Consider the following 20,766-nt stretch of genomic DNA (forward strand, 5'->3'; position numbering starts at 1 on the left):
ACCCGCTCAGGCCGCCAGCAGCGCGTCGACCTTGTCCAGCGCCTCGAGCGTCTTGAAGCAGGCCTCGGCCACTTCCGTGCCCTTGATTGCGAAGTGGCGGTGGAAGTACTTGCGGTGCTCCACGTGCTCGTGGAAGTGGTGCGGCGTGAGCACGGCCGAGAAGATCGGCACGTCGGTTTCCAGCTGCAGCGACATCAGCGTGCTGACGACGGTGTTGGCGACGAACTCGTGGCGGTAGATGCCGCCGTCCACCACCAGCGCGCAGCCGATGATGGCCGCGTACTTGCCCGAGTTGGCCAGGCGCTTGGCGTGCAGCGGAATCTCGAAGGCGCCGGGCACATCGAAGATGTCGATGAGCTCGCGCGCCACGCCGAGCCGCGCCATCTCTTCGAGAAAGGCGTCGCGTGCCTGGTGGACGATGTCGGAATGCCATTGCGCCTCGACGAATGCGATGCGCTGGCCGCGCGGCGAACCCGACGCGGTGACGGCAGAAAGGGGAAGGTCGTTGATCTGACTCATGGTGTGCCTCTTGAAAGCAGGTTTCCTGAATCAGGGCGCACGAAACCACAGGCCCGCTCGCGCGCCGGTCTGCCAAAAAAAAGCAAAGCAAGGCGCGCGGGCATGCCCGCATTTCGCGCTCTCTTTCATCCGGACTGTGACCGTCGGCTTCGGAATCGCACCGAAATCTGCTGACCCTCGAACCTGTGGCAGGTCCGAGGCGCTCGCGGGCTTGTGCAACTTTCGTTGCCATCACCGCCGGTGGGGAATTGCACCCCGCCCTGAGAACGCTTGCCGTCCGGCGAACCGGACGACGGCGCGATTCTAGAAGCACACCGCCGGGCCGGTTGTCGCCCGCGCGCCAGACCTTCGAGCGCGCGGGGATTTGCTTCAGAAGCGGTACGTCGCGCTCGCGGTCAGGGTACGGCGCTGGCCGTAGAAGCAGTCGCCGCGCGCCAGGCAGGTGGTGATCTGCACCTTGTCGGTCAGGTTGGCCACGTTGAGCGCCAGGCGCAGCGGGCCGTTGTCCCACGCGAACATCGCGTCGAACAGCGTGACCGCGGGCGCGGGGTTGCTGTCCATGCCGTCGAACGACTTGCCCAGGTAGCGCACGCCGCCGCCGGCCGAGAAGCCGTGCAGGCCGCCGATCGAGAAGCGCTTGGTCACCCAGGCCGAGGCCGTGTGCTTGGGCACGCCCGAGATGCGCTTGCCCAGGTCGGAGCCGTTGCTCCTGGACACGCGCGCGTCGGTGTAGGCGTACGAGGCGATCCAGTCCCAGTCGCGCGCGATGCTGCCCTTGTACTCGAGCTCCAGGCCCTTCACGTGCACTTCGCCGAGCTGCACGCTGTTGAGCGGGTTGGTCGGGTCGGTGGTCTTGCGGTTGGTGTCGCGCAGGTCGTACACGGCCGCCATGAACGAGGTGCGCTGGCCCGCGGGTTCCCACTTCACGCCGGCTTCCCACTGCTTGCCGCGCTGCGGCTTGAAGGGGTTGTTCGACGTGTCGACGCCGCCCAGCGGCAGGAACGATTCGGCATAGCTCAGGTACGGTGCCCAGCCGCCGTCGGCCAGGTAGACCAGGCCGGCGCGCTTGGTGGTGGCCTTGTCGTCGGCCGCCGCGGCGGGGCGGCCTTCGGTGTCGGTGGTGGCCTTGTCGTGGCGCAGGCCCAGCAGGCCGATCCAGCGGCCGTACTTGACCTGGTCCTGCACGTACAGGCCCGCCTGCTTCTGCACCACTTCGGGCGCGCGCGTGTAGCTGGTGGGGGCCGTGTAGTTGCCGTACACCGGCGCGTACACGTCGAGCGCGCCCGCACGGCCGCGGCCCGAGAGCTTGGAGGTGGTGTTGCGCTGGAAGTCGGCGCCCAGCAGCAGCGTGTGCTCGACCTCGCCGGTCCTGAAGTGCGCCTCGGCCTGGTTGTCGAGCAGCAGCATCTTGCCGCCGTTGATGTCGCTGCTCAGGTCGCGCTCGATGGTGCGTTGGTCGGCGTTGAACACCGGACGCGCCGGACGGCCCGTGAGGCGGTTGGCCGTGAAGCTGGTGTACGAGGTGTTGTACCAGACCTTGCTCTCGGTCGAGCGCAGGTTCTGGCGCACCGTCCAGGTGTCGTTGATGCGGTGGCTGAACAGGTAGCCCAGCGAAGTGCTGCGCGTGTCGAAGCGGTCGAAGCCCGGCTCGCCGGTGAAGGTCGAGGTCGGGATGCGGCCGTACAGCGACGGCAGCAGCGTGCCCTGCCACGGGAAGAAGCCGATCAGCGAGCCGCTCTTGTCCTTCTGGTAGGACGCCTGCAGCGTGAGCGAGGTGTCGGCGTTCGGACGCCAGGTGAGCGAGGGCGCGATCGCGATGCGGTCGTCCGACACGTGGTCGACCTGCGTGCCGCTGTCGCGGTTCACGGCCACGAGGCGGTACATCCACTTGCTCTCGGGGTCGAGCGAGCCGGTGAAATCGGCGGCGATCTGCTTGCGCGCGTTGTTGCCCAGTTGCAGCTGCACTTCGCGCTGCGTCTCGGCCTGCGGGCGCTTCGACACGAGGTTGAGCACGCCGCCGATGCCGCCCTGGCCGTAGAGCACCGACGACGGGCCGCGCAGCAGCTCCACGCGCTCCAGCATGTACGGGTCGGGCCGGCTGGCGTTGTAGGTGCCGTAGGTGCGTTGCAGGCCGTCGAGGTACTGCACGGCGTCGCCGCCGCGGGCCTTGAACGAATCCACGCGGCTGTCGAAGTAGCTCGACACCACGCCGGCCGTGTAGTTGGTGGTCTCGCGCAGGGTGAGCGCGCCCTGGGCTTCGATCTGGTCGCGCGTGACGACCGAGATGGCCTGTGGCGTCTCGATCAGCGGCGTGTCGGTCTTGGTGGCCGTGCTGCCGCGCCTGGCGACGAAGCCCGTCACGGGGCCGGTGGCGGTCTCGCCGGCATCGCCCGAGACGGTGACGGTGGGAAGGGCCTGCCGCGTTTCGGCAGCAGCGGCTTCTTGCGCGTGGGCGTGTGCGCTGGCGGCGAGCGCCACGGCGGTGACCGCGAGCGTGGCATAGCCCCGCCGCGTGCGCGGCGTTCCGGGGCGGCGATTCTTGAGTGTCATGTGCAGCTTCTCCTGTGTCCTGCGTCGGACGTGTCTAGGGCGGGGGAGTGGCTGCGGCGCGGTCAGGCGCGCCATGGCTTCTCGGGTGCGATCGAAAAAAACGGAAACGAACGAGCGCGTGCCGTGGCGCATTCCAAAAGGAAAGCGCATCCGGCTGGTGTTGTGTGTCTACGGCGTCGTGGGGGCAGTGGCCGGGGGCGACGACGGGATGTGTCGTCGCTCGGGCTGCTGCGTCTTCGTTCCTTCGAAGACGGCTGGCGGGCTCGCGGCGGGCGCGGGCGGCTGGCTGAGGCGGGCGATTATAAAAGGCCGCGTCAGCGGCCTGCGAGGAACTGCGTCATGCGGTGCAGTTCTTCGTCGAGGCCCGTGCGGAAGGCCGCGCCGTGCGGCTTCTTCGCGTCGGCATAACCGAAGGCCGGCTGCAGGCGGCCTTCGGGCGCACTCACGTTGGCCCAGCCGATCACGCGGTCGTGCCACAGCATCGGCAGCGCGTAGTAGCCGAACTGCCGCTTCGGCGCGGGTGTGTAGGCCTCGAACTTGTACGTCCAGCCCCACAGCAGCTCGAAGCGGCGGCGGTCCCACACCACCGGGTCGAAGGGCGCGAGCAGTCGCACCGCATCGTCGGGCGCATGGCGGCGCGAGGCGGGGTTCTCGTCGGCGGGCCAGTACCACGTCGTGCCGTCGATGCGGCAACTGGCCAGCTCCTCGCGCGCCAGCCGCAGCGCCGCCTGGGTCTGCGCGGCCAGGTGCGGCGCGCCGTAGCCGAGCAGGCGCACGAGGTACGTCAGGCTCGTGGCCGGCAGCGGCGCGTACTTGCGCATCACCAGTTCGATGAGCGCCGCCGCACGCTGCGCGCGCCCGGCGGGGCTGTCGTCGGCGGGCGGGTGGCTCACGGCCTCGTACACCCGTGTGCCGCTGTCGCGCCGCACCACGCGCAGCAGGCCGCGGTAGTGCATGCCGTCGAGCAGGTGCGTGGTCGCATTGCTGGAGCCGCCCCAGTAGTTCTGGATGCGGCCGTGCGCGAAGTGCTGCTCGACCTGGCGCGGATGCACCGGACCGTGCTCGCGCACATAGGCCAGCACGTCGGCGGCCTTGCGGCGCGTGTCGGCGTCCCAGGCTTTCCTGGCCTCGCGCGGATGCATCAGCGCCAGATGTTCGCGTGGCAGGAAGCCGTAGTTGACGAGGCAGTCTTCCTCGATCGCGAGCCGCGCGTAGCGGCTTTCGAGATCGCCCGCGCGGTAGTCCTTCACGCGATGGCGCAGCGTGAGGTCTTGCGCCCGCGCCGGCGCACGGATCGGGTCGGCCTGCACGAAGCCGAGCTTGCGGATGGCGGCGGGCAGCGTCGTCGGCGTGAAGAGGGTGCGCGCGACGGCGTAGCGGCGCAGGTCGTCGAGGGTGGGGTCAGCCATGGGGCGGATTGCAGCACAAGCGGCTGCCTTTCGCTTCGGCCGGATCGATCAGACCGCGCTGCGGTGTCGTTCGATGCAGACGTCGAGCGTCTCCGCCCCAGTCCGTTGCCACCAGTCCAGGTTTGAAAAGATCTCGACCTCGCTGAACCCCGCAAACCCCGCGTCCTCGACCCACCCGCGAATCTTCTTCAATTCGACAACCCCGTCACCCATCATCCCGCGATCGGAGAGCAGGTCGCGCGTCGGCGTGAGCCAGTCGCAGACGTGGTACGCCAGCAGCCGTTCGCGGCCGGCACGAGCGATCTGTTGCTGCAGCTTCGGGTCCCACCACACGTGGTAGATGTCGAGCGCCACGCCGAGCATGCCGGTCTTGCCCGCATCGAGTTCGTCGCACAGGTCGAGCGCGTGTTCGAGCGTGTTGATGCACGCGCGGTCGGCCGCCTGCATCGGGTGCAGGGGCTCGATGGCCAGCGGCATGCCGACCTCGCGCGCGTACTCGAGCGAGGCGGCGATGCCGTCGCGCACTTCATTGCGCGCGCGGCTGATGTCCTTGTACGCCGCCTTGCCGTCGAGCGCGCCGGGCAGGGCACCGACGACCAGCACGAGGCAGGGCGCATCGAGCGTCTTTGCCTCGTCGATGGCGCGGCGGTTGTCGTCGAGCGCGGCCTTCAGGCCGGCCGCATCGGGCGCGGGAAAGAAGCCGCCGCGGCAGTAGCCCGAGAGGCCGATGCCGTGTGCCTTCAACTGCCTGGCCACCTTGTCGAGCCCGACGGCCGCAACCTGGTCGCGCCATGGGCTGATAGCGCGGATGCCGCGTTCGGCGCACTGGTCGATGAGGCGGTCCAGCGGCACCTCGGCGCCCGACTGCTTGCGGATGGTCGCCGTGTTGATCGACAGCCAGTCGTGGTTCTGCGAGAAATCGCGCATGGTCGCCATCAGCCTTCCACGCCGTGCAGCGCCAGCAGCGTCTTCATGCGCCGCACCGCGAGCTCCGGTTGCTCCAGCAGGTTGGCTGCATCCGCGAGACGGAAGAGTTCAGCGAAGTGCTGCAGCGAGCGCGTGCTCTGCTGCCCGCCCACCATCGTGAAGTGCTTCTGGTGGCCGTTGAGCCAGGCCATGAACACCACGCCCGTCTTGTAGAAGCGCGTGGGCGCCGCGAAGATGTGGCGCGACAGCGGCACCGTGGGGCCGAGGATCGCGTGGAACTTCTCGCTGTTGCCCTGGGCCAGTGCGCCCAGCGCGGCACTCGCGGCGGGCGCGATGGCGTCGAAGATGCCCAGCAGCGCATCGCTCTTGCCGTGCGTCGGCTCGCTGCCGAAGCCGTCGCCGGCGATCAGCTCGGCGTAGTTGAAGTCGTCGCCTGTGTACATGCGCACGCCCTTGGGCAGGCGGCGGCGCATCGCGATTTCCTTGTCCTTGTCGAGCAGCGAGATCTTGATGCCGTCGACCTTGTCCGGGTGCGCCGCGATGATGCCCACGGCGGTGTCCATCGCCGCATCGACATCCTTCGTGCCCCAGTAGCCTGCGAGTGCCGGGTCGAACATGTCGCCCAGCCAGTGCAGCACCACGGGCTGCTTCGCCTGGCTCAGGATGCGGTCGTACACGCGCTCGTAGTCGGCGGGGCTCCTGGCCACGCGGGCCAGTGCGCGGCTGGCCATCACGATCAGCTTGCCGCCGAGCGCCTCGATGGCGGCCATCTGTTCTTCGTAGCCACGGATCACGTCGTCGACGCTCTTCACGTCGTCGATGTTCAGGTGGTCGGTGCCGCAGCCCGAGGCGACGAGTGCGCCGGGCACGTCCTTCGCGGCATCGAGCGAGCGGCGGATCAGTTCGAGCGAGGTGGGCCAATCGAGGCCCATGCCGCGCTGCGCGGTGTCCATCGCCTCGGCCACGCCCAGGCCCAGCGAGAACAAGTGGCGGCGGTAGGCGATGGTGGTGTCCCAGTCGACCGCGCATTGCAGCCACGGGTCGACGGCCGCGAGCGGGTCGGCCACGACGTGGGCGGCCGAGTAGGCGATGCGGTTGAACTTGACGCCCGCGTCGGGCTTCACCGGCGCGGTGCCGCGCAGGGCGTAGGGCGCGAGCGCGCCGCTCGCGGTGGGAAGGGTCAGCGACAGGGCCATGGCTTTGTCTTCTTCCTCAGACCTTCAGCTGCGGCACGTCGATCCAGCGGCGCTCCTGCCACGAGGCGAGCGCGGCCTCGACCAGCTGCACGCCCTTGGCGCCTTCGGGCAGCGTCCACTTGTAGGGCGCGTCTTCCACCACGTGGCGGATGAAGTGTTCCCACTGGATCTTGAAGCCGTTGTCGTAGACCTGCGAGTCAGGAATCTCCTGCCACTGGTCGAAGAAGTTCATGGTCTGCTTCTCGTCGGGGTTCCACACGGGGCGCGGCGTGGCCACGCGCGACTGGGCGCGGCAGCTCGACAGGCCCGCCACGGCCGAGCCGTCGGTGCCGTCGACGTGGAAGGTCACGAGATCGTCGCGGCGCACGCGCGTGGCCCAGCTCATGTTGAGCTGCGCGATCACCGGCTCGCCGTTGTGGCCCGTGAGTTCGCAGGTGGCGTAGGCCGCGTCGTCGGCGGTGGCCTCGTAGGGCTTGCCGGCTTCGTCCCAGCGCGTGGGGATGTGGGTGGCGCCGATGCACGACACCGACTTCACCTCGCCGAACAGGTTGTCCAGCACGTAGCGCCAGTGGCACATCATGTCCAGGATCATGCCGCCGCCGTCTTCCTTGCGGTAGTTCCAGCTCGGGCGCTGGATGGGCTGCAGGTCGCCCTCGAACACCCAGTAGCCGAACTCCAGGCGAACGCTGAGCATGCGGCCGAAGAAGCCCGCGCGGCGCAGCATGTCGAGCTTGCGCAGGCCGGGCAGGAAGAGCTTGTCCTGCACCGCGCCGTGCTTGAGGCCCGTGGCCTTGCCGGCTTCGTCGGCCAGGCGGGCGATCTCGACGGCCTCGTTGAGGTTGGTGGCGATCGGCTTCTCGCAGTACACGTGCTTGCCGGCGCGGATGGCCTTGGCCAGCAGCGTGGGGCGCATCTGCGTGGTGCCGGCGTCGAAGAAGACGGTGTCGTCCTTGTTCGCGAGCGCCTTGTCGAGGTCGGTGCCCCAGCGCGGGATGTTGTGGGCCTTGGCGAGTGCTTCCATCTTCTCGGCGTTGCGGCCGATGAGGATCGGGTCGGGCATGACCTTGTCGCCGTTCGACAGCGTCACGCCGCCCTGGGCGCGGATGGCGCAGATGGAGCGGATCAGGTGCTGGTTCATGCCCATGCGTCCGGTGACGCCGTGCATGATGATTCCGAGACGTTGGATGGCCATCGTGGGTTCCTTGGGGAGATACGGGGGAAAAAGAGGAAGGGTCTTCGATCGGCGTGGCGCGTGGCAACGCCGGGGCAGGCCGGGCTGCCCCGCGTGCACGACGCGGCGCGAGACCTCGGCGTGTCTGCTGTTACTGCTGGACCGCGAGGCCGGCGGCCTTCACGAGCTGCGCGTTGCTGGTGATCTCGTCCTTGATGTAGGCGTCGAACTGCTCGGGCTTGAGCGTCCAGGCGTCGGCGCCCAGCTTGAGGAAGCGCTCCTTCACCTCGGGCGTGGCCAGGGCCTTGACCACTTCGTCGTGCAGGCGGTTGACGATGTCGCGCGGCGTCTTGGCGGGCGCCATCATGCCGATCCAGAAGTTGAACTCGGAGCCGGGCACGCCGGCCTCGGTGGTGGTGGGCACGTCGGGCAGGGCGGCGGCGCGCTTGGGCGAGCCCACGGCCAGCGCCAGCAGCTGGCCTTCCTTGATCTGGCCGATGACGGGTGCGATGGGCGAGAAGTAGTAGTCGACGCGGCCCGACAGCACTTCGGTGACGGCCTCGCCCGATCCCTTGAAGGGAATGTTGGTCGCATCGATCTTCGCGGCCATCTTGAACTTCTCGGCGTTCAGGTGCGTGGCGCTGCCCTGGCCGGCCGAAGCGAAGTTCATGCTGCCGGGCTTGGCGCGCGCGGCGGCCAGCAGCTGCGGCAGGGTCTTGATGTTCTTGCTGGGCGAGATGACGAGCGCGTTGGGCAGCGACGAGATCGGCGTGACGCCCGCGAAGTCGTGCACCGTGTCGAAGGGCAGCTTGGCGAAGGTCGACGGGCTCACCGTGTGCGACGACGAATGGATCATCACCGTGTAGCCATCGGGCGCGGCGGTGGCTACCGCCTGCTGGCCGATGGTGCCGCTGGCGCCGCCGCGGTTCTCGATGATCAGCGCCTGGCCCATGCTGGTGCCCATCTTGTCGGCGATGGCGCGGGCAATGATGTCCGTCGTGCTGCCGGCGGCGAACGGAACGATCACGCGGATCGGCTTGGTGGGGTAGCCGTTCTGCGCGGTCGCCAGGCCTGGCAGCAGGGCGGCCAGGCAGGTCAGCGAGGCCAGGAGGGTGGTGCGTGCAAGTTGCTTCAAGGTTGTCTCCGCGCGGTCGGGCCGCAGTTCTTGAGTCATCAATTCACCATTGAGTGAATTAATGAATTGTAGGAACGGCTGCGCCGCAGCGTCAACCGACGCTGCTTGGTGAAAACCCGGAGGTGTGGAAAAGGGCGCCTGGAGCGCCGAAGGCTCAGTGCAGGACGTAGCCCAGGACCAGGTCGGTCATGTGCGAGAGGCGTTGCGCCATCGCCTTGGGGGCACGCAGGTCACGCCCGAAGATGGCCGACAGCGTGTGGTTGTTCGAGAGGTAGAAGTAGCACAGCGAGGCGATCGAGATGTACAGCTGCACGGGGTCGACGCCGGCGCGAAAGAGGTTGTCCTTCTTGCCGCGCTCCAGCACGGTGTCGAGCAGCTGCACCAGCGGCGAGTTCATCTCCTGGATGCGCTCGGAGCGCTTCAGGTGCGCCGCGCCGTGCAGGTTCTCGCTGTTGAGCAGCGTGATGAACTCGGGATGCTCCAGGTAGTAGTGCCAGGTGAAGGACACCAGCTGGCGGATCGCCTCGACGGGCTCGATCTCGTCCAGGTGCAGGCGCTGCTCGGCGGCGCGGATGTCGGCGTACACGCGCTCCAGCACGGCCAGGAACAGGTCGTCCTTGCTGCCGAAGTAGTAGTAGATGAGGCGCTTGTTCAGGCCCGCGCGCTCGGCAATGCTGTCCATGCGCGCACCGGCCAGGCCGCGTGCGGCGAACTCGTCGCGCGCCGACGCGAGGATGGCCAGTTGCGAGCGGTCGGCGTCGCGCGAGCGCGGCTCGAGCGTTTCGGGCAAAGAGTCCTTGGGGGCCTTCATGACGCGAATTTAACCAATTGGGGAATTAAGACAAGGCGTGGAAGGCAGGCACACATAATCGCCGGAGACATTTGCAACTGAGGTTCGAACTTTCCATGAGTACATCACAACCCGCGGGCCACCTGATCGTCGAGTGCCTGGTCGAACAGGGCATGCAACTCGCCTTCGGCGTGCCGGGCGAGAGCTTCCTGGCGGTGCTCGACGGCTTCCATGCCTACCGCGACCGCGCACGCTTCGTGGTGAACCGGCAGGAGGGCGGCGCAGCCTTCATGGCCGAGGCGCACGGCAAGCTCACCGGGCGCCCGGGCGTGTGCTTCGTGACGCGCGGGCCGGGCGCGACCAACGCCTCGATCGGCGTGCACAACGCGTTCCAGGATTCGACGCCGATGGTGCTGTTCGTGGGCGACGTCGGCAGCGACTTCCGCGATCGCGAGGCCTTCCAGGAGGTGGACTACGCCAGCTTCTTCGGGCCGAGCACCAAGGGCTTTGCCAAGCGCGTGGAGCGCATCGACGACGCCGACCGCATTCCCGAGTACATCGCACGCGCCTTCGCCACCGCGATGAACGGCCGGCCGGGCCCGGTCGTGCTGGTGCTGCCCGAGGACATGCTGCGCACCGAGACGGCGGCGCGGCCGCTGGCGCGCGTGGAGGCGGTCCAGCCGTGGAGCGACCCGGGCGCGCTGCGCACGCTGCGCGAGCTGCTGCTGAAGTCGCAGCGCCCGCTGCTGATCGCCGGCGGCGGCGGCTGGACGCCGCAGGCCGCGCAGGCGCTGCAGCGCTTCGCCGAGAACTGGCGCCTGCCGGTCGCGAACGCCTTCCGCTTCCAGGACACCTTCGACAACCACCACCCGCAGTACGCGGGCGACGTGGGCATCGCCATCAACCCGAAGCTCGCGCAGCACGTGAAGGATGCCGACCTGGTGCTGGCCATCGGCCCGCGCCTGGGCGAGATGACGACGGGCGGCTACACGCTGCTCGAAGCGCCGAAGGCGAAGCAGACGCTGGTGCACATCCATGCGAGCGCCGAGGAGCTGAACCGCGTCTACCAGGCCGACCTGGCGATCAACGCCGGCATGAGCGCCGCGGCGCGCAGCCTCGAGGTGCTGAGCGCGCCGCCCTCGCTGCCGTGGGAAGCCTGGACGCAGCAGCTGCACGCCGACTACGAAGCCTGGCTGCAGCCGCAGGCGCTCGCCGGCATGCCGGCCGAGACGCCGCGCGGCGCGGTCGACATGGCCGCCGTGGTGGCGCTGCTGCAGGAGCACCTGCCGGCGGATGCGGCCATCACCAACGGCGCCGGCAACTTCGCGAGCTGGGTGCATCGCTACTTCCGCTACCACGGCCTCGCCAAGGGCGCCAAGACGCAGCTGGCGCCCACCAGCGGGGCGATGGGCTACGGCGTGCCGGCGGGCATTGCCGCGAGCATCGCCACCGGGCGCGTGGCCTTCACCATCGCGGGCGACGGCGACTTCCTGATGAACGGGCAGGAGCTGGCCACGGCCTCGCAGCACGGCGGCAAGAGCATCGTCGTGCTGCTCAACAACGGCATGTTCGGCACGATCCGCATGCACCAGGAGCGCGAGTACCCCGAGCGCACCAGCGGCACCGCGCTGCGCAGCCCCGACTTCTGCGCCCTGGCGCGCGCCTACGGCTACGCGGCCGAGCGCGTCACCGAGACGGCGCAGTTCGAGGCCGCGCTGCTGCGTGCGCTGGCGGCCGACACGGGCACGCTGATCGAGATCCCGCTCGACCCCGAAGTGATCACCACGCGCGGCACGCTGGCGTCGATCACGCGCGCGGCGAAGCAGCAGGCGCAGGGCTGAGCGTCACGCGATGGCGGGCCACCTCGTCGCGCAGCGCGGGCGAGCGCAGTTCGAAGACGTCGAACAGGCCGAGCGCGTCGAGCGTGGGAATCAGCGCCGCGAGGTCGTCGCGGGCGACGCGGCGTTCGTCGGCCGTGGCGTTCGGGTCTTCGAGCACGCGCGCATTGGCGAGGAAGGCGCCGACCGAGCCCTTGCGCACGGTGTGGCCGTCGATGAAGGTGAAGTCCTGTCCGTCGGGAATGATGTCTTGCGCTTTCATGGCTGTTCCTTGGTGGAGATGCGTCCAATGCTAGGCGGCGGAGCGCTGCTCGGCTTGCGGCGCGGGGCCAATCGATACCGCCCGCGGGCCAGTCATGGCGGTTGAGTCGCCCGCGACGCTCTGGCGCTACGCGCACGAAGCACCGCGCGTCACGGGCTATCACGCGCACGAGACTGGCCAGCTGTTCGCGCTGCGTGAGGGCCTGCAGGTCATCGAGACGCCCGCAGGGCGCTGGGTGCAGCCGCCGGGATGGATTGGCTGGATCGCGCCGCGCTGCGCCCATGCCGCGCAGAGCTTTGGTGCCACGGCGGGATGGCACCTGCACATCGATGCGTCGGTTGCGCAGGCCTTGCCGGAGGGGCCGCATGTCTTTGCCGCCACGCCGCTGGTGCGGGAGCTGGTGACGCGGCTGATGTCGCTGGACCCATCCGACGCACTGCAGGAGCCCCGCCGCGCGCGATTGGTAGGCGTGCTGGTCGACGAACTGGCGGCCGGTGGGCGCGAGTCGCTGCACCTGCCCATGCCGCAGGACCCGCGGTTGGTGGCGATGGCGCGTGCGCTGGCAGACGATCCGGCGCTGGCCGACGGCATCGACGACTGGGCGGATCGCATCGGCATGGCCCGTCGCACGCTCACGCGTCGCTTCGCTGTCGAGACCGGGCTGAGCTTCACGCAATGGCGCCAGCAGGCGCGTTTGCTGAAGGCCGTGGAGTTGCTGAGCCTGCGCGAGCCGGTGACGGCGGTGGCGCTGACGGTGGGCTACAGCTCGGTGAGCGCCTTCATCGAGGCCTTCCGCAAGCACTTCGGCTGCACGCCTGCGCGTTTCTTCGAAGCGGGTGGCGGCTTGCTGCAGGCGAAAAAAAAGCCCGCATGACGCGGGCTTTTTGACTCAGGAGCACGAGGCCCCCGAACGCTTACTTGACGTGCTTGCCAATCAGCGCAGCCAGTTCGAACATCGAAACCTGGGCCTTGCCGAAGATTTCCTTCAGCTTGGCGTCGGCGTTGATGTTGCGCTTGTTGGCCTTGTCTTGCAGGTTGTTCTTCTTGATGTAGTCCCACAGCTTGCTCACCACAGCGGTGCGCGGCAGAGGCGTCGAACCGACCACAGCGGCCAGAGCCGGGCTGGGGGTCAGGGCCTTCATGAACGCAGCGTTGGGAGTGCGCTTCTTGGCGGGAGCAGCCTTCTTTGCAGGAGCAGCCTTCTTCGCCGGTGCAGCCTTCTTTGCAGGAGCCGCAGCCTTCTTGGCGGGCGCCGCTGCCTTCTTGGCCGGAGCGGCCTTCTTTGCAGGAGCCGCAGCCTTCTTTGCGGGAGCGGCCTTCTTTGCCGGAGCTTTCTTGGCCGGAGCCTTCTTTGCAGTTGCCATGGTTGATTTCCTTTTTTGGTTGAACGTTCACCAATGAAAAACTTGCGTCTCCAGTGGCAATGCGGATGCTAAATGAGAAAAAACGCGTTTCCAAGGGAAAAAGCGCTTTTTTCATTGGGAGCTGTTGTTTTTTCAGAGGGGAGAAGGGACGTTGTTCACGTTCGTCGCCCCGGCCACGTCGCCAGCACCACGCCCACGAGGGCGATCGCGAACGCAAGCAGCTGCGGCGAAGTGAGGTTTTCCTCGAGCACGAGCACGCCCACGAGGGCCGCGCTGACGGGCAGCAGCACGGTGAAGACACCCGCTTGTGCCGCTGGTACGTGGCGAAGTCCGGTCATCCACAGCCACACGGTCCAGATGCTGGCGGCCAGTGCGTAGGCGACCAGCAGCGCCCAGGTGCCGAAGCGCACGGCGGTGAAGTCGAACTGCAGCGCGAACCAGATGCCGAAGGGCATCGACAGCACGAAGCCCCACAGGTTGATGAGCGACGCGATGCGCTTGGGCCCCAGCTTGCCGGTGAGCGACTTGCCGATCACCGCATAGGCGGCCTCGCAGAGCACCGCGCAGAACACGAGCAGGTTGCCCAGCCAGGGCATCGACGGCGCACCGGCCGTGCTGCTGGTGGAGGTTGGTGCATGCGCCGGCGTGAACGCGAGCAGGCCGATGCCCAGTGCCGCGCAGGCAATGGCCAAGCCGATGCGCACCGTGATGCGCTCGCGCAGGAAGAGCCAGCTGGCCACCGCGACCACCGCGGGGATCGACGCCATGATCACGCCCGCCGACACCGCGCTGGTGAGGCTCACGCCGAACAGCATGCAGATCGAGAACAGGAAGTTGCCGAGGAAGGACTCGAGAAACACGAGCCCGCGCGTGCGTGCGCTCATGGGCGGCTCGTCGGGCGTGGGTTGGAGCCAATGCGGCATGGCGAGCGCCGCGATGCCGAAGCGCAGCCAGGCCAGCAGCAGCACCGGGAAGGCTGCCACCAGCGGCTTGGAGAGGGCGACGTAGATGCCGACGAGCGACATGCTCAAGGCCAGGCAGCCGTAGGCCACGAGGCGGCCGGAGGTGGATGCGGCGGGGTTCAATAGACTGGGCGCTGGTTGTTGATCGGATGGATTCGATGATGCCCCACGTTCTTGTCTACGGCACGCTGCGGCGCGGCGGGCGCAACGACATCGCGCGCTACCGGCCGGCGCCGGTGTTCGTCGGCGAGGCCGTCATCGCGGGCACGCTGTATGACCTGGGCGCGTACCCGGGCGTGGTGCTTGGCGGCGCGGGCCGCGTGAGGGGCGAGGTCTATCGCATCGCGCCGCAGGTCGAGCGCGAACTCGACCGGCTCGAGGAAGTGGCCGACGACGATTCGGGCGAGTACATCCGGCGCCGCGTGCGTGTGGCGGTGGGCGGGCAATCGATCGACTGCCTGGTCTACGAGATCCATCCGACGCGCATCGCGGGCCGCCATGTGATCGACAGCGGCGACTGGATCGCGCATGCGGCGGGCGCCGCGGGATAGGCGTGGTTTTCACAACCGAAAGAGTGATTCCGCATCGCGAAAATTCGAACTGCTGCGCCGCAATATTTTTTCTCGATATGAGAAAAATAATTTCTCATTGAGAAATATCTTCGTAAGTTGTTGATTTTATTGGTTTAAAAATATGTCTTCTATAAGACATAAGAGTCTGCAATCGGATTACAGTAACCCCACGGCCGCAACGCCAACCTTCAATCAACCTCACGGAGTGACCATGCCCCAGACCCTGAACGAACAACTGAGCCGCGAACAGCAAATTGCCGCCCTCGAAAAGGACTGGGCCACCAACCCGCGCTGGAAGGGCGTGAAGCGCGGCTACAGCGCAGCCGACGTGGTTCGCCTGCGCGGTTCGCTCCCCATCGAGCACACGCTGGCCAAGCGCGGCGCCGAGAAGCTCTGGGCCAAGATCAACGGCGGTGCCAAGAAGGGTTACGTGAACGCCTTCGGCGCGATCTCCGCCGGCCAGGCGATGCAGCAGGCCAAGGCCGGCCTGGAAGCCGTGTACCTGTCGGGCTGGCAGGTCGCCGCCGACGGCAACACGTCTGAAACGATGTACCCCGACCAGTCGCTGTACGCCTACGACTCGGTGCCGACGATGGTCCGTCGCATCAACAACACCTTCAAGCGCGCCGACGAAATCCAGTGGGGCCGTGGCATCAACCCGGGCGACAAGGAATTCATCGACTACTTCCTGCCGATCGTCGCGGACGCTGAAGCCGGCTTCGGCGGCGTGCTGAACGCCTTCGAACTGATGAAGAACATGATCGCGTCGGGCGCTGCCGGCGTGCACTTCGAAGACCAGCTGGCTGCCGTCAAGAAGTGCGGCCACATGGGCGGCAAGGTGCTCGTGCCGACGCAGGAAGCCTGCGAGAAGCTGATCTCGGCGCGTTTCGCCGCCGACGTCATGGGCGTGTCGACCATCGTCCTGGCCCGCACCGATGCGGAAGCCGCAAACCTGATCACGTCCGATCACGACGCCAACGACAAGCCTTTCCTGACCGGCGAGCGCACGCAAGAAGGCTTCTACCGCGTCAAGAACGGCCTGGAGCAAGCCATCAGCCGCGGCGTTGCCTACGCCCCGTACGCCGACCTGGTGTGGTGCGAAACCGGCGTGCCGGACATCGGCTTCGCCCGTGAATTCGCGCAAGCCGTGCACGCCGCCTGCCCCGGCAAGCTGCTGTCGTACAACTGCTCGCCGTCGTTCAACTGGAAGAAGAACCTGGACGACAAGCAGATCGCCTCGTTCCAGGAAGACCTCTCGGCGCTGGGCTACAAGTACCAGTTCATCACGCTGGCCGGCATTCACATCAACTGGTTCAACACCTTCCAGTTCGCCCACGCGTATGCCAACGGCGAAGGCATGAAGCACTACGTGAACATGGTGCAGGAACCCGAGTTCGCCGCACGCGACAAGGGCTACACCTTCGTGTCGCACCAGCAGGAAGTCGGCGCCGGCTACTTCGACGACGTGACCACCGTGATCCAGGGCGGCTCGTCCAGCGTGAAGGCGCTGACCGGTTCGACCGAAGAAGAACAGTTCCACTGAGCTGCCTTCGCTGATCGCTGAGTGACGGCGCGTTGCGCTGTCGCCCCCAAAGCCCGGCCCCGTGCCGGGCTTTTTCGTGGGCGCTCGATGGGCGGGGGCTCAGGCTTCGAGCCGCACCTCGCGCACGCCGCGCCCCAGCCGCTGGCGCAGCAGCGTGCGCAAGGTGACGCCGTCTGCGTAGCCGACCATGCCCGCGATCTGCTCGAGGCTCTTGTTGCTGGTCTTGAGCAGGTGCACGGCGCGTTCGACGCGCAGGTCCTGCACGTACGACAGCGGGCTCTTGCCCAGCACCTGCTGCATGCGCCGGGCCAGCGTGCGCTTGCTGGTGCCCGCGGCCTGCGCCGCTTCGTCGAGCGAGAAACCCTCGGCCAGCCGGCCGCGCGCCCAGCGTTCGAAGCGCTCCACCAGCGGGTCGGCGTGCGAGAGGTGGTCGGAGATCACGTAGGCCGACTGCGAGGGGCGCGAGTCCACGATCAGATAGCGCGCGACCAGCGCCGCGAGTTCGGGGCTGGCCTGGCGCACCAGCCACAGCGCCATGTCGACGTGGCTCAGCGCCGCGCCCGCCGTGACGAGCGCCCCCGAGCTGACCAGCATGCGCGAATCGTCGAGCAGCACCGCCGGGTAGCGCTGCCGGAAGAGGGTGGCCAGCCACCAGGTGGTGGTCGCCTTGTGGCCCGCGAGCACGCCGGCTTCCGCCAGCACGAAGGTGCCGATGCACGCGGCGGCGATGCAGCCGCCGTCTTCGGCGCGCGCGCGCAGTGCCGCGCAGGCATCGCGGACGTCAGCGCGTTGCAGGGCGGGCTCCAACGTCTCGGGCATCTTGCAGCCGAGCGCCGGGACGACCAGCCAGTCGGTGGCGGCGCCGGTGTCGGCCAGCGTGTACGTCACCGGCACGGTGAAACCCTGGGCGGTGCGCACGCGTTTGCGGGCGCCGACGATGGTGACGTCGAAAGGCGCCACGTCAAGTTGCAGCATGGCGGCGAGTTCGTTTGCGGTGGTGAAGACATCGAGCACCGTGGCCAGGCCGGAGTCGAACACGCCGTCGAGAGCGAGGACATCGAGTTTCATGGCAATAACGATATCAAAGATGTCAAAAAAGCCAATGGTCCAGAGGGCGGGGCTTGCCTAGAGTCCATGCCAGCGCCGCGCAATTCCGTGCGCCGTTGTTGTCCACCCCAGGGAGATGTCCCATGATCAAGTTCGCACTGTTCGCCCGCCTTGAAGCCAAGCCCGGCAAGGAAGCCGCCGTCCAGCAATTCCTCGAGGCCGGCCTGGCCATGGCGCGCGAGGAAAAGACCACGCCGATCTGGTTTGCGCTGCGGCTGTCGCCCAGCACCTTCGGTGTGTTCGATGCGTTCGAAGACGAAGCCGGCCGCCAGGCTCACCTGACCGGCCCGATCGCCCAGGCTCTGATGGCGCAGGCGCCCGAGCTGTTCGCCGCGCCGCCCTCGATCGAGCCGATCGAAGTGCTGGGCCTCAAGAACGTGGCGGCCGCGGCGTCGTGAGCGTGCAGACGCAGTTCATGGCGACGCCCGTTGGCGATCCGGTGTTCGTCAGCGACGGCGAACGCTTCGTGCCCACCGAGGCGGCCATCGGCCCGTGGTCCGCCGATGCTCTGCAGGGCAGCGCGACCGCCGCCTTGCTCGTGCGCGCGCTCCAGGCGCACGAGGCAAGCCGCGGCCGCGAGGTGGCGCGGTTGAGCTTCGATTTCTGGCGCCCTGCGAGCCGGGCGCCGATCACGCTCGAATTCACCCTGCTGCGCGACGGCGCCAAGGCGCGCACGGTGGCGTTCGACATGGTCCAGGACGGCAAGTCCGTGCTGCGATGCACCGCCTTGCTGCTGCGCAGCGGGCAGACGCCCGCGCTGCCGGCCGCCGACGCCTTCGCCTCCGCGACGCTCGCGCCGCCGGAAGAGGGCGCGCCCATTCCCGCGGTGGCGTCCCGCATGAGCCCGTTCTTTGCCGGCGTGGACGTGCGCATGGCGCGCGGGCAGATCCTCGAGCCCGGCCCGGCTGCCGCGTGGCTGCGCCTGGGCCGGCCGCTGGTCGACGCTGAGGCCGCATCGCCGCTGGCCCAGGTGGCCTCGGCGGCCGATCTCGTGGCGGGCATCTCGCAGTGGGCGCATCCGGCGCGGCTGGGTTTCGTCAATGCCGACCTGACGATCAACCTGCGGCGGGCGCCGCGCGGCGACTGGATGCTGGTCGACGCCCTCACGCTTGCGGGCCCGATGGGCACGGGCTATGCCGTCGGGCAACTGCACGACCGCGACGGGCTGGTCGGGCAGTGCGTTTCCAGCCTCCTGTTCGAGGCGCGCGGCTGAAGCGGGCAGCGGCTAGAATCGCCCACTCTGCACTCAACAAGAGCGAGAAAGGCACCTTGGTTATGACACCGCGAACTACCCCGCAAGGATTCAGCGGCTTTTTCTTCTTCGAAGGAAAGGGCCGGTAGCCCCGCGCTCGCTGGTTTTTCCAGCGCACCAACCAAGCAAAGCGCGGCATCCACCGCGCTTTTTTGTTTTTCTCCCCGAGGTTTTCACATGATCCAGATCACGCTCCCCGACAACTCGCGCCGCGAGTTCCCCGGCCCGGTTTCGGTGGCCGAAGTGGCCCAGTCCATCGGTCCCGGCCTCGCCAAGATGACGGTGGCCGGCAAGATCGACGGCAAGCTCGTCGATGCCAGCGACGTCATCGACCGCGACGCCAGGCTGCAGATCATCACGCCCAAGGACGACGAGGGCCTGGAGATCATCCGCCACTCGACGGCCCACCTGGTCGGCCATGCGGTGAAGCAGCTGTACCCGACGGCCAAGATGGTCATCGGGCCGGTGATCGACGAAGGCTTCTACTACGACATCTCGTTCGAGCGCCCGTTCACGCCCGAGGACATGGCCGCCATCGAGGCGCGCATGCGCGAGCTGATCGCGCAGGACTACGACGTGATCAAGAAGATGACGCCGCGCGCGGAAGTCATCGAGGTCTTCAAGTCGCGCGGCGAGGACTACAAGCTGCGCCTGGTCGAGGACATGCCCGACGAGCAGGCCATGGGCCTGTACTACCACCAGGAATACGTCGACATGTGCCGCGGCCCGCACGTGCCGAACACGCGCTTCCTGAAGGTCTTCAAGCTCACGAAGCTGGCCGGCGCCTACTGGCGTGGCGACGCCAAGAACGAGCAACTGCAGCGCATTTACGGCACGGCCTGGGCCGACAAGAAGCAGCTGGACCAGTACATCCAGCGCATCGAGGAAGCCGAGAAGCGCGACCACCGCAAGCTGGGCAAGGAACTCGACCTGTTCCACATCGACGAAGTGGCGCCGGGCGTGGTGTTCTGGCACCCGAAGGGCTGGGCGGTCTGGCAGCAGGTCGAGCAGTACATGCGTGGCATCTACCGCGACACGGGCTACTGGGAAGTGAAGGGCCCGCAGATCCTGGACAAGAGCCTGTGGGAGAAGACGGGCCACTGGCAGAACTACCGCGACAACATGTTCACGACGGAGTCGGAGAAGCGCGAATACGCGCTCAAACCGATGAACTGCCCGGGCCACGTGCTGATCTTCAAGAGCGACCTGCGCAGCTACCGCGACCTGCCGTTGCGCTACGGCGAGTTCGGCCAGTGCCACCGCAATGAACCCAGCGGCGCGCTGCACGGCATCATGCGCGTGCGCGGCTTCACGCAGGACGACGGCCACATCTTCTGCACGGAAGACCAGATCCTCGACGAATGCATCGCCTATACGGCGCAGCTGCAGAAGGTCTATGCCGACTTCGGCTTCACGGACATTCTCTACAAGGTCGCGACGCGGCCCGAGAATCGCGTCGGCTCCGACGAACTGTGGGACAAGGCCGAGCACGCGGTGATGGAATCGCTGCGCCGCTCGGGCGTGGACTTCGTCATCTCGCCCGGCGACGGCGCCTTCTACGGCCCGAAGATCGAGTACACGCTGCGCGACGCCATTGGCCGCCACTGGCAGTGCGGCACGATGCAGGTCGACTTCAACACGGCCGAGCGCCTGGGCGGGGAGTACGTCACGGAATCGAGTGGCCGCGCCCACCCGGTGATGCTGCACCGCGCCATCGTCGGCAGCCTCGAGCGCTTCATCGGCATGCTGATCGAACACCACTCCGGCGCCATGCCCGCATGGCTCGCTCCGGTGCAGGTGGCGGTGCTCAATATCAGCGAAGGACAGGCCGACTACGCTGCGCAAGTTGCGAAAACGCTGCAAAATCAAGGGCTTAGAGTTCAGCTGGATCTGCACAACGAAAAGATTACGTATAAAATACGGAAGCATTCGTTGCAAAAGCTCCCTTACATCCTCGTCGTGGGTGACAAGGAAAAGGAAGCAGGTGCCGTCGCAGTGCGCGCCCGGGGCAATCAAGACCTCGGTGCAATGTCCCTCGAATCGTTCACGCAACGGCTCGTCCAGGACGTTGCTGACAAGCGTTGATTTGTCTCTGAAACACCCCATATGTTTCTCTGCCATCTCGTGCCGCCTGTCCGCGAAGACTGAGCGGCGATCGCTACAGATTTT

At 67.4% G+C, this 20,766-nt stretch carries 19 protein-coding genes and 1 riboswitch; of the genes, 7 read left to right on the top strand and 12 right to left on the bottom strand.

Translation table 11 applies throughout. The features are described 5' to 3' along the window. Positions 1 to 6: 6 nt before the first annotated feature. The 8 genes from AC1RGU_RS14560 to AC1RGU_RS14595 form a co-directional block, all read right to left on the bottom strand. Positions 7 to 519, bottom strand: coding sequence for a 6,7-dimethyl-8-ribityllumazine synthase (locus tag AC1RGU_RS14560; protein WP_070061276.1), 513 nt, complete (start codon positions 517 to 519; stop codon positions 7 to 9). 113 nt (positions 520 to 632) lie between these two features. Continuing rightward, positions 633 to 791: riboswitch (FMN riboswitch) on the bottom strand. 97 nt (positions 792 to 888) lie between these two features. Beyond that, a complete protein-coding gene (locus AC1RGU_RS14565) occupies positions 889 to 3,069 on the bottom strand; it encodes a TonB-dependent siderophore receptor (RefSeq protein ID WP_492696657.1) in 2,181 nt (726 codons plus the stop codon). A gap of 314 nt (positions 3,070 to 3,383) precedes the next feature. After that, positions 3,384 to 4,478: a DNA glycosylase AlkZ-like family protein gene (locus tag AC1RGU_RS14570; RefSeq protein WP_492696658.1), complete on the bottom strand. Its 1,095-nt coding sequence runs from the start codon at positions 4,476 to 4,478 to the stop codon at positions 3,384 to 3,386. 48 nt (positions 4,479 to 4,526) lie between these two features. After that, positions 4,527 to 5,405: a sugar phosphate isomerase/epimerase family protein gene (locus tag AC1RGU_RS14575; RefSeq protein ID WP_492697090.1), complete on the bottom strand. Its 879-nt coding sequence runs from the start codon at positions 5,403 to 5,405 to the stop codon at positions 4,527 to 4,529. 8 nt (positions 5,406 to 5,413) lie between these two features. Beyond that, on the bottom strand, positions 5,414 to 6,601 hold the full coding sequence (locus tag AC1RGU_RS14580; RefSeq protein WP_159271168.1) for a dihydrodipicolinate synthase family protein: 1,188 nt from the start codon (positions 6,599 to 6,601) through the stop codon (positions 5,414 to 5,416). Between the two features lie 16 nt (positions 6,602 to 6,617). Then, the gene (locus tag AC1RGU_RS14585; RefSeq protein WP_492696659.1) at positions 6,618 to 7,793 is read right to left on the bottom strand and encodes a Gfo/Idh/MocA family protein; all 1,176 of its coding nucleotides are present in this window, start codon (positions 7,791 to 7,793) and stop codon (positions 6,618 to 6,620) included. A 130-nt stretch (positions 7,794 to 7,923) separates the two neighbouring features. Further along, positions 7,924 to 8,907, bottom strand: coding sequence for a tripartite tricarboxylate transporter substrate binding protein (locus AC1RGU_RS14590; RefSeq protein WP_095946945.1), 984 nt, complete (start codon positions 8,905 to 8,907; stop codon positions 7,924 to 7,926). 154 nt (positions 8,908 to 9,061) lie between these two features. Next, positions 9,062 to 9,718, bottom strand: coding sequence for a TetR/AcrR family transcriptional regulator (locus AC1RGU_RS14595; protein WP_070061270.1), 657 nt, complete (start codon positions 9,716 to 9,718; stop codon positions 9,062 to 9,064). 95 nt (positions 9,719 to 9,813) lie between these two features. Here AC1RGU_RS14595 and AC1RGU_RS14600 point away from each other — a divergent pair, with 95 nt between their 5' ends. Then, positions 9,814 to 11,538 carry a thiamine pyrophosphate-binding protein gene (locus tag AC1RGU_RS14600; RefSeq protein ID WP_492696660.1) on the top strand — a complete coding sequence of 575 codons (1,725 nt, stop codon included), beginning with the start codon at positions 9,814 to 9,816 and terminating at the stop codon, positions 11,536 to 11,538. On the opposite strand, the gene AC1RGU_RS14605 is transcribed toward AC1RGU_RS14600, so the two are convergent. Further along, a complete protein-coding gene (locus tag AC1RGU_RS14605) occupies positions 11,504 to 11,797 on the bottom strand; it encodes a hypothetical protein (protein WP_492696661.1) in 294 nt (97 codons plus the stop codon). The genes AC1RGU_RS14600 and AC1RGU_RS14605 overlap by 35 nt on opposite strands. Positions 11,798 to 11,891: 94 nt before the next feature. Here AC1RGU_RS14605 and AC1RGU_RS14610 point away from each other — a divergent pair, with 94 nt between their 5' ends. Continuing rightward, on the top strand, positions 11,892 to 12,671 hold the full coding sequence (locus AC1RGU_RS14610; RefSeq protein ID WP_369646473.1) for a helix-turn-helix domain-containing protein: 780 nt from the start codon (positions 11,892 to 11,894) through the stop codon (positions 12,669 to 12,671). Between the two features lie 40 nt (positions 12,672 to 12,711). On the opposite strand, the gene AC1RGU_RS14615 is transcribed toward AC1RGU_RS14610, so the two are convergent. Next, a complete protein-coding gene (locus AC1RGU_RS14615) occupies positions 12,712 to 13,161 on the bottom strand; it encodes an SWIB/MDM2 domain-containing protein (RefSeq protein ID WP_153283126.1) in 450 nt (149 codons plus the stop codon). Positions 13,162 to 13,316: 155 nt separating this feature from the next. Beyond that, positions 13,317 to 14,246: a DMT family transporter gene (locus tag AC1RGU_RS14620; protein WP_492696662.1), complete on the bottom strand. Its 930-nt coding sequence runs from the start codon at positions 14,244 to 14,246 to the stop codon at positions 13,317 to 13,319. Between the two features lie 35 nt (positions 14,247 to 14,281). On the opposite strand from AC1RGU_RS14620, the gene AC1RGU_RS14625 reads away from it, so the two are divergent. Next, on the top strand, positions 14,282 to 14,674 hold the full coding sequence (locus tag AC1RGU_RS14625; RefSeq protein ID WP_492696663.1) for a gamma-glutamylcyclotransferase family protein: 393 nt from the start codon (positions 14,282 to 14,284) through the stop codon (positions 14,672 to 14,674). A 232-nt stretch (positions 14,675 to 14,906) separates the two neighbouring features. Beyond that, complete coding sequence (gene aceA, locus AC1RGU_RS14630; protein WP_056579731.1) at positions 14,907 to 16,238, top strand: isocitrate lyase; 1,332 nt, start codon at positions 14,907 to 14,909, stop codon at positions 16,236 to 16,238. A gap of 99 nt (positions 16,239 to 16,337) precedes the next feature. Here the strand turns inward: aceA and AC1RGU_RS14635 are convergent, their stop codons facing one another. Further along, entirely contained in the window at positions 16,338 to 17,306 is a 969-nt protein-coding gene (locus AC1RGU_RS14635) for a GlxA family transcriptional regulator (protein WP_492696664.1), read from the bottom strand. A 122-nt stretch (positions 17,307 to 17,428) separates the two neighbouring features. Here AC1RGU_RS14635 and AC1RGU_RS14640 point away from each other — a divergent pair, with 122 nt between their 5' ends. The 3 genes from AC1RGU_RS14640 (at position 17,429) to thrS (ending at position 20,682) form a co-directional block, all read left to right on the top strand. Beyond that, positions 17,429 to 17,743 carry a putative quinol monooxygenase gene (locus AC1RGU_RS14640; protein WP_489058677.1) on the top strand — a complete coding sequence of 105 codons (315 nt, stop codon included), beginning with the start codon at positions 17,429 to 17,431 and terminating at the stop codon, positions 17,741 to 17,743. A gap of 17 nt (positions 17,744 to 17,760) precedes the next feature. Continuing rightward, positions 17,761 to 18,558, top strand: coding sequence for a thioesterase family protein (locus tag AC1RGU_RS14645; protein WP_492696665.1), 798 nt, complete (start codon positions 17,761 to 17,763; stop codon positions 18,556 to 18,558). 216 nt (positions 18,559 to 18,774) lie between these two features. Further along, positions 18,775 to 20,682: a threonine--tRNA ligase gene (gene thrS / locus AC1RGU_RS14650; RefSeq protein WP_062473452.1), complete on the top strand. Its 1,908-nt coding sequence runs from the start codon at positions 18,775 to 18,777 to the stop codon at positions 20,680 to 20,682. Positions 20,683 to 20,766: the final 84 nt, after the last annotated feature.

The sequence above is a fragment of the Variovorax sp. GW823-FHT02B07 genome (assembly GCF_058797695.1).

Bases quoted from the DNA above. Each gene is read 5' to 3' on its own strand.
- AC1RGU_RS14625 (WP_492696663.1), top strand. From the start codon at position 14,282: ATGATGCCCCACGTTCTTGTCTACGGCACGCTGCGGCGCGGCGGGCGC.
- AC1RGU_RS14615 (WP_153283126.1), bottom strand. From the start codon at position 13,161: ATGGCAACTGCAAAGAAGGCTCCGGCCAAGAAAGCTCCGGCAAAGAAG.
- AC1RGU_RS14570 (WP_492696658.1), bottom strand. From the start codon at position 4,478: ATGGCTGACCCCACCCTCGACGACCTGCGCCGCTACGCCGTCGCGCGC.
- thrS (WP_062473452.1), top strand. From the start codon at position 18,775: ATGATCCAGATCACGCTCCCCGACAACTCGCGCCGCGAGTTCCCCGGC.
- AC1RGU_RS14610 (WP_369646473.1), top strand. From the start codon at position 11,892: ATGGCGGTTGAGTCGCCCGCGACGCTCTGGCGCTACGCGCACGAAGCA.
- AC1RGU_RS14605 (WP_492696661.1), bottom strand. From the start codon at position 11,797: ATGAAAGCGCAAGACATCATTCCCGACGGACAGGACTTCACCTTCATC.
- AC1RGU_RS14640 (WP_489058677.1), top strand. From the start codon at position 17,429: ATGATCAAGTTCGCACTGTTCGCCCGCCTTGAAGCCAAGCCCGGCAAG.
- AC1RGU_RS14580 (WP_159271168.1), bottom strand. From the start codon at position 6,601: ATGGCCCTGTCGCTGACCCTTCCCACCGCGAGCGGCGCGCTCGCGCCC.
- AC1RGU_RS14600 (WP_492696660.1), top strand. From the start codon at position 9,814: ATGAGTACATCACAACCCGCGGGCCACCTGATCGTCGAGTGCCTGGTC.
- AC1RGU_RS14595 (WP_070061270.1), bottom strand. From the start codon at position 9,718: ATGAAGGCCCCCAAGGACTCTTTGCCCGAAACGCTCGAGCCGCGCTCG.
- AC1RGU_RS14575 (WP_492697090.1), bottom strand. From the start codon at position 5,405: ATGCGCGATTTCTCGCAGAACCACGACTGGCTGTCGATCAACACGGCG.
- AC1RGU_RS14565 (WP_492696657.1), bottom strand. From the start codon at position 3,069: ATGACACTCAAGAATCGCCGCCCCGGAACGCCGCGCACGCGGCGGGGC.
- AC1RGU_RS14560 (WP_070061276.1), bottom strand. From the start codon at position 519: ATGAGTCAGATCAACGACCTTCCCCTTTCTGCCGTCACCGCGTCGGGT.
- aceA (WP_056579731.1), top strand. From the start codon at position 14,907: ATGCCCCAGACCCTGAACGAACAACTGAGCCGCGAACAGCAAATTGCC.
- AC1RGU_RS14645 (WP_492696665.1), top strand. From the start codon at position 17,761: ATGGCGACGCCCGTTGGCGATCCGGTGTTCGTCAGCGACGGCGAACGC.
- AC1RGU_RS14635 (WP_492696664.1), bottom strand. From the start codon at position 17,306: ATGAAACTCGATGTCCTCGCTCTCGACGGCGTGTTCGACTCCGGCCTG.
- AC1RGU_RS14585 (WP_492696659.1), bottom strand. From the start codon at position 7,793: ATGGCCATCCAACGTCTCGGAATCATCATGCACGGCGTCACCGGACGC.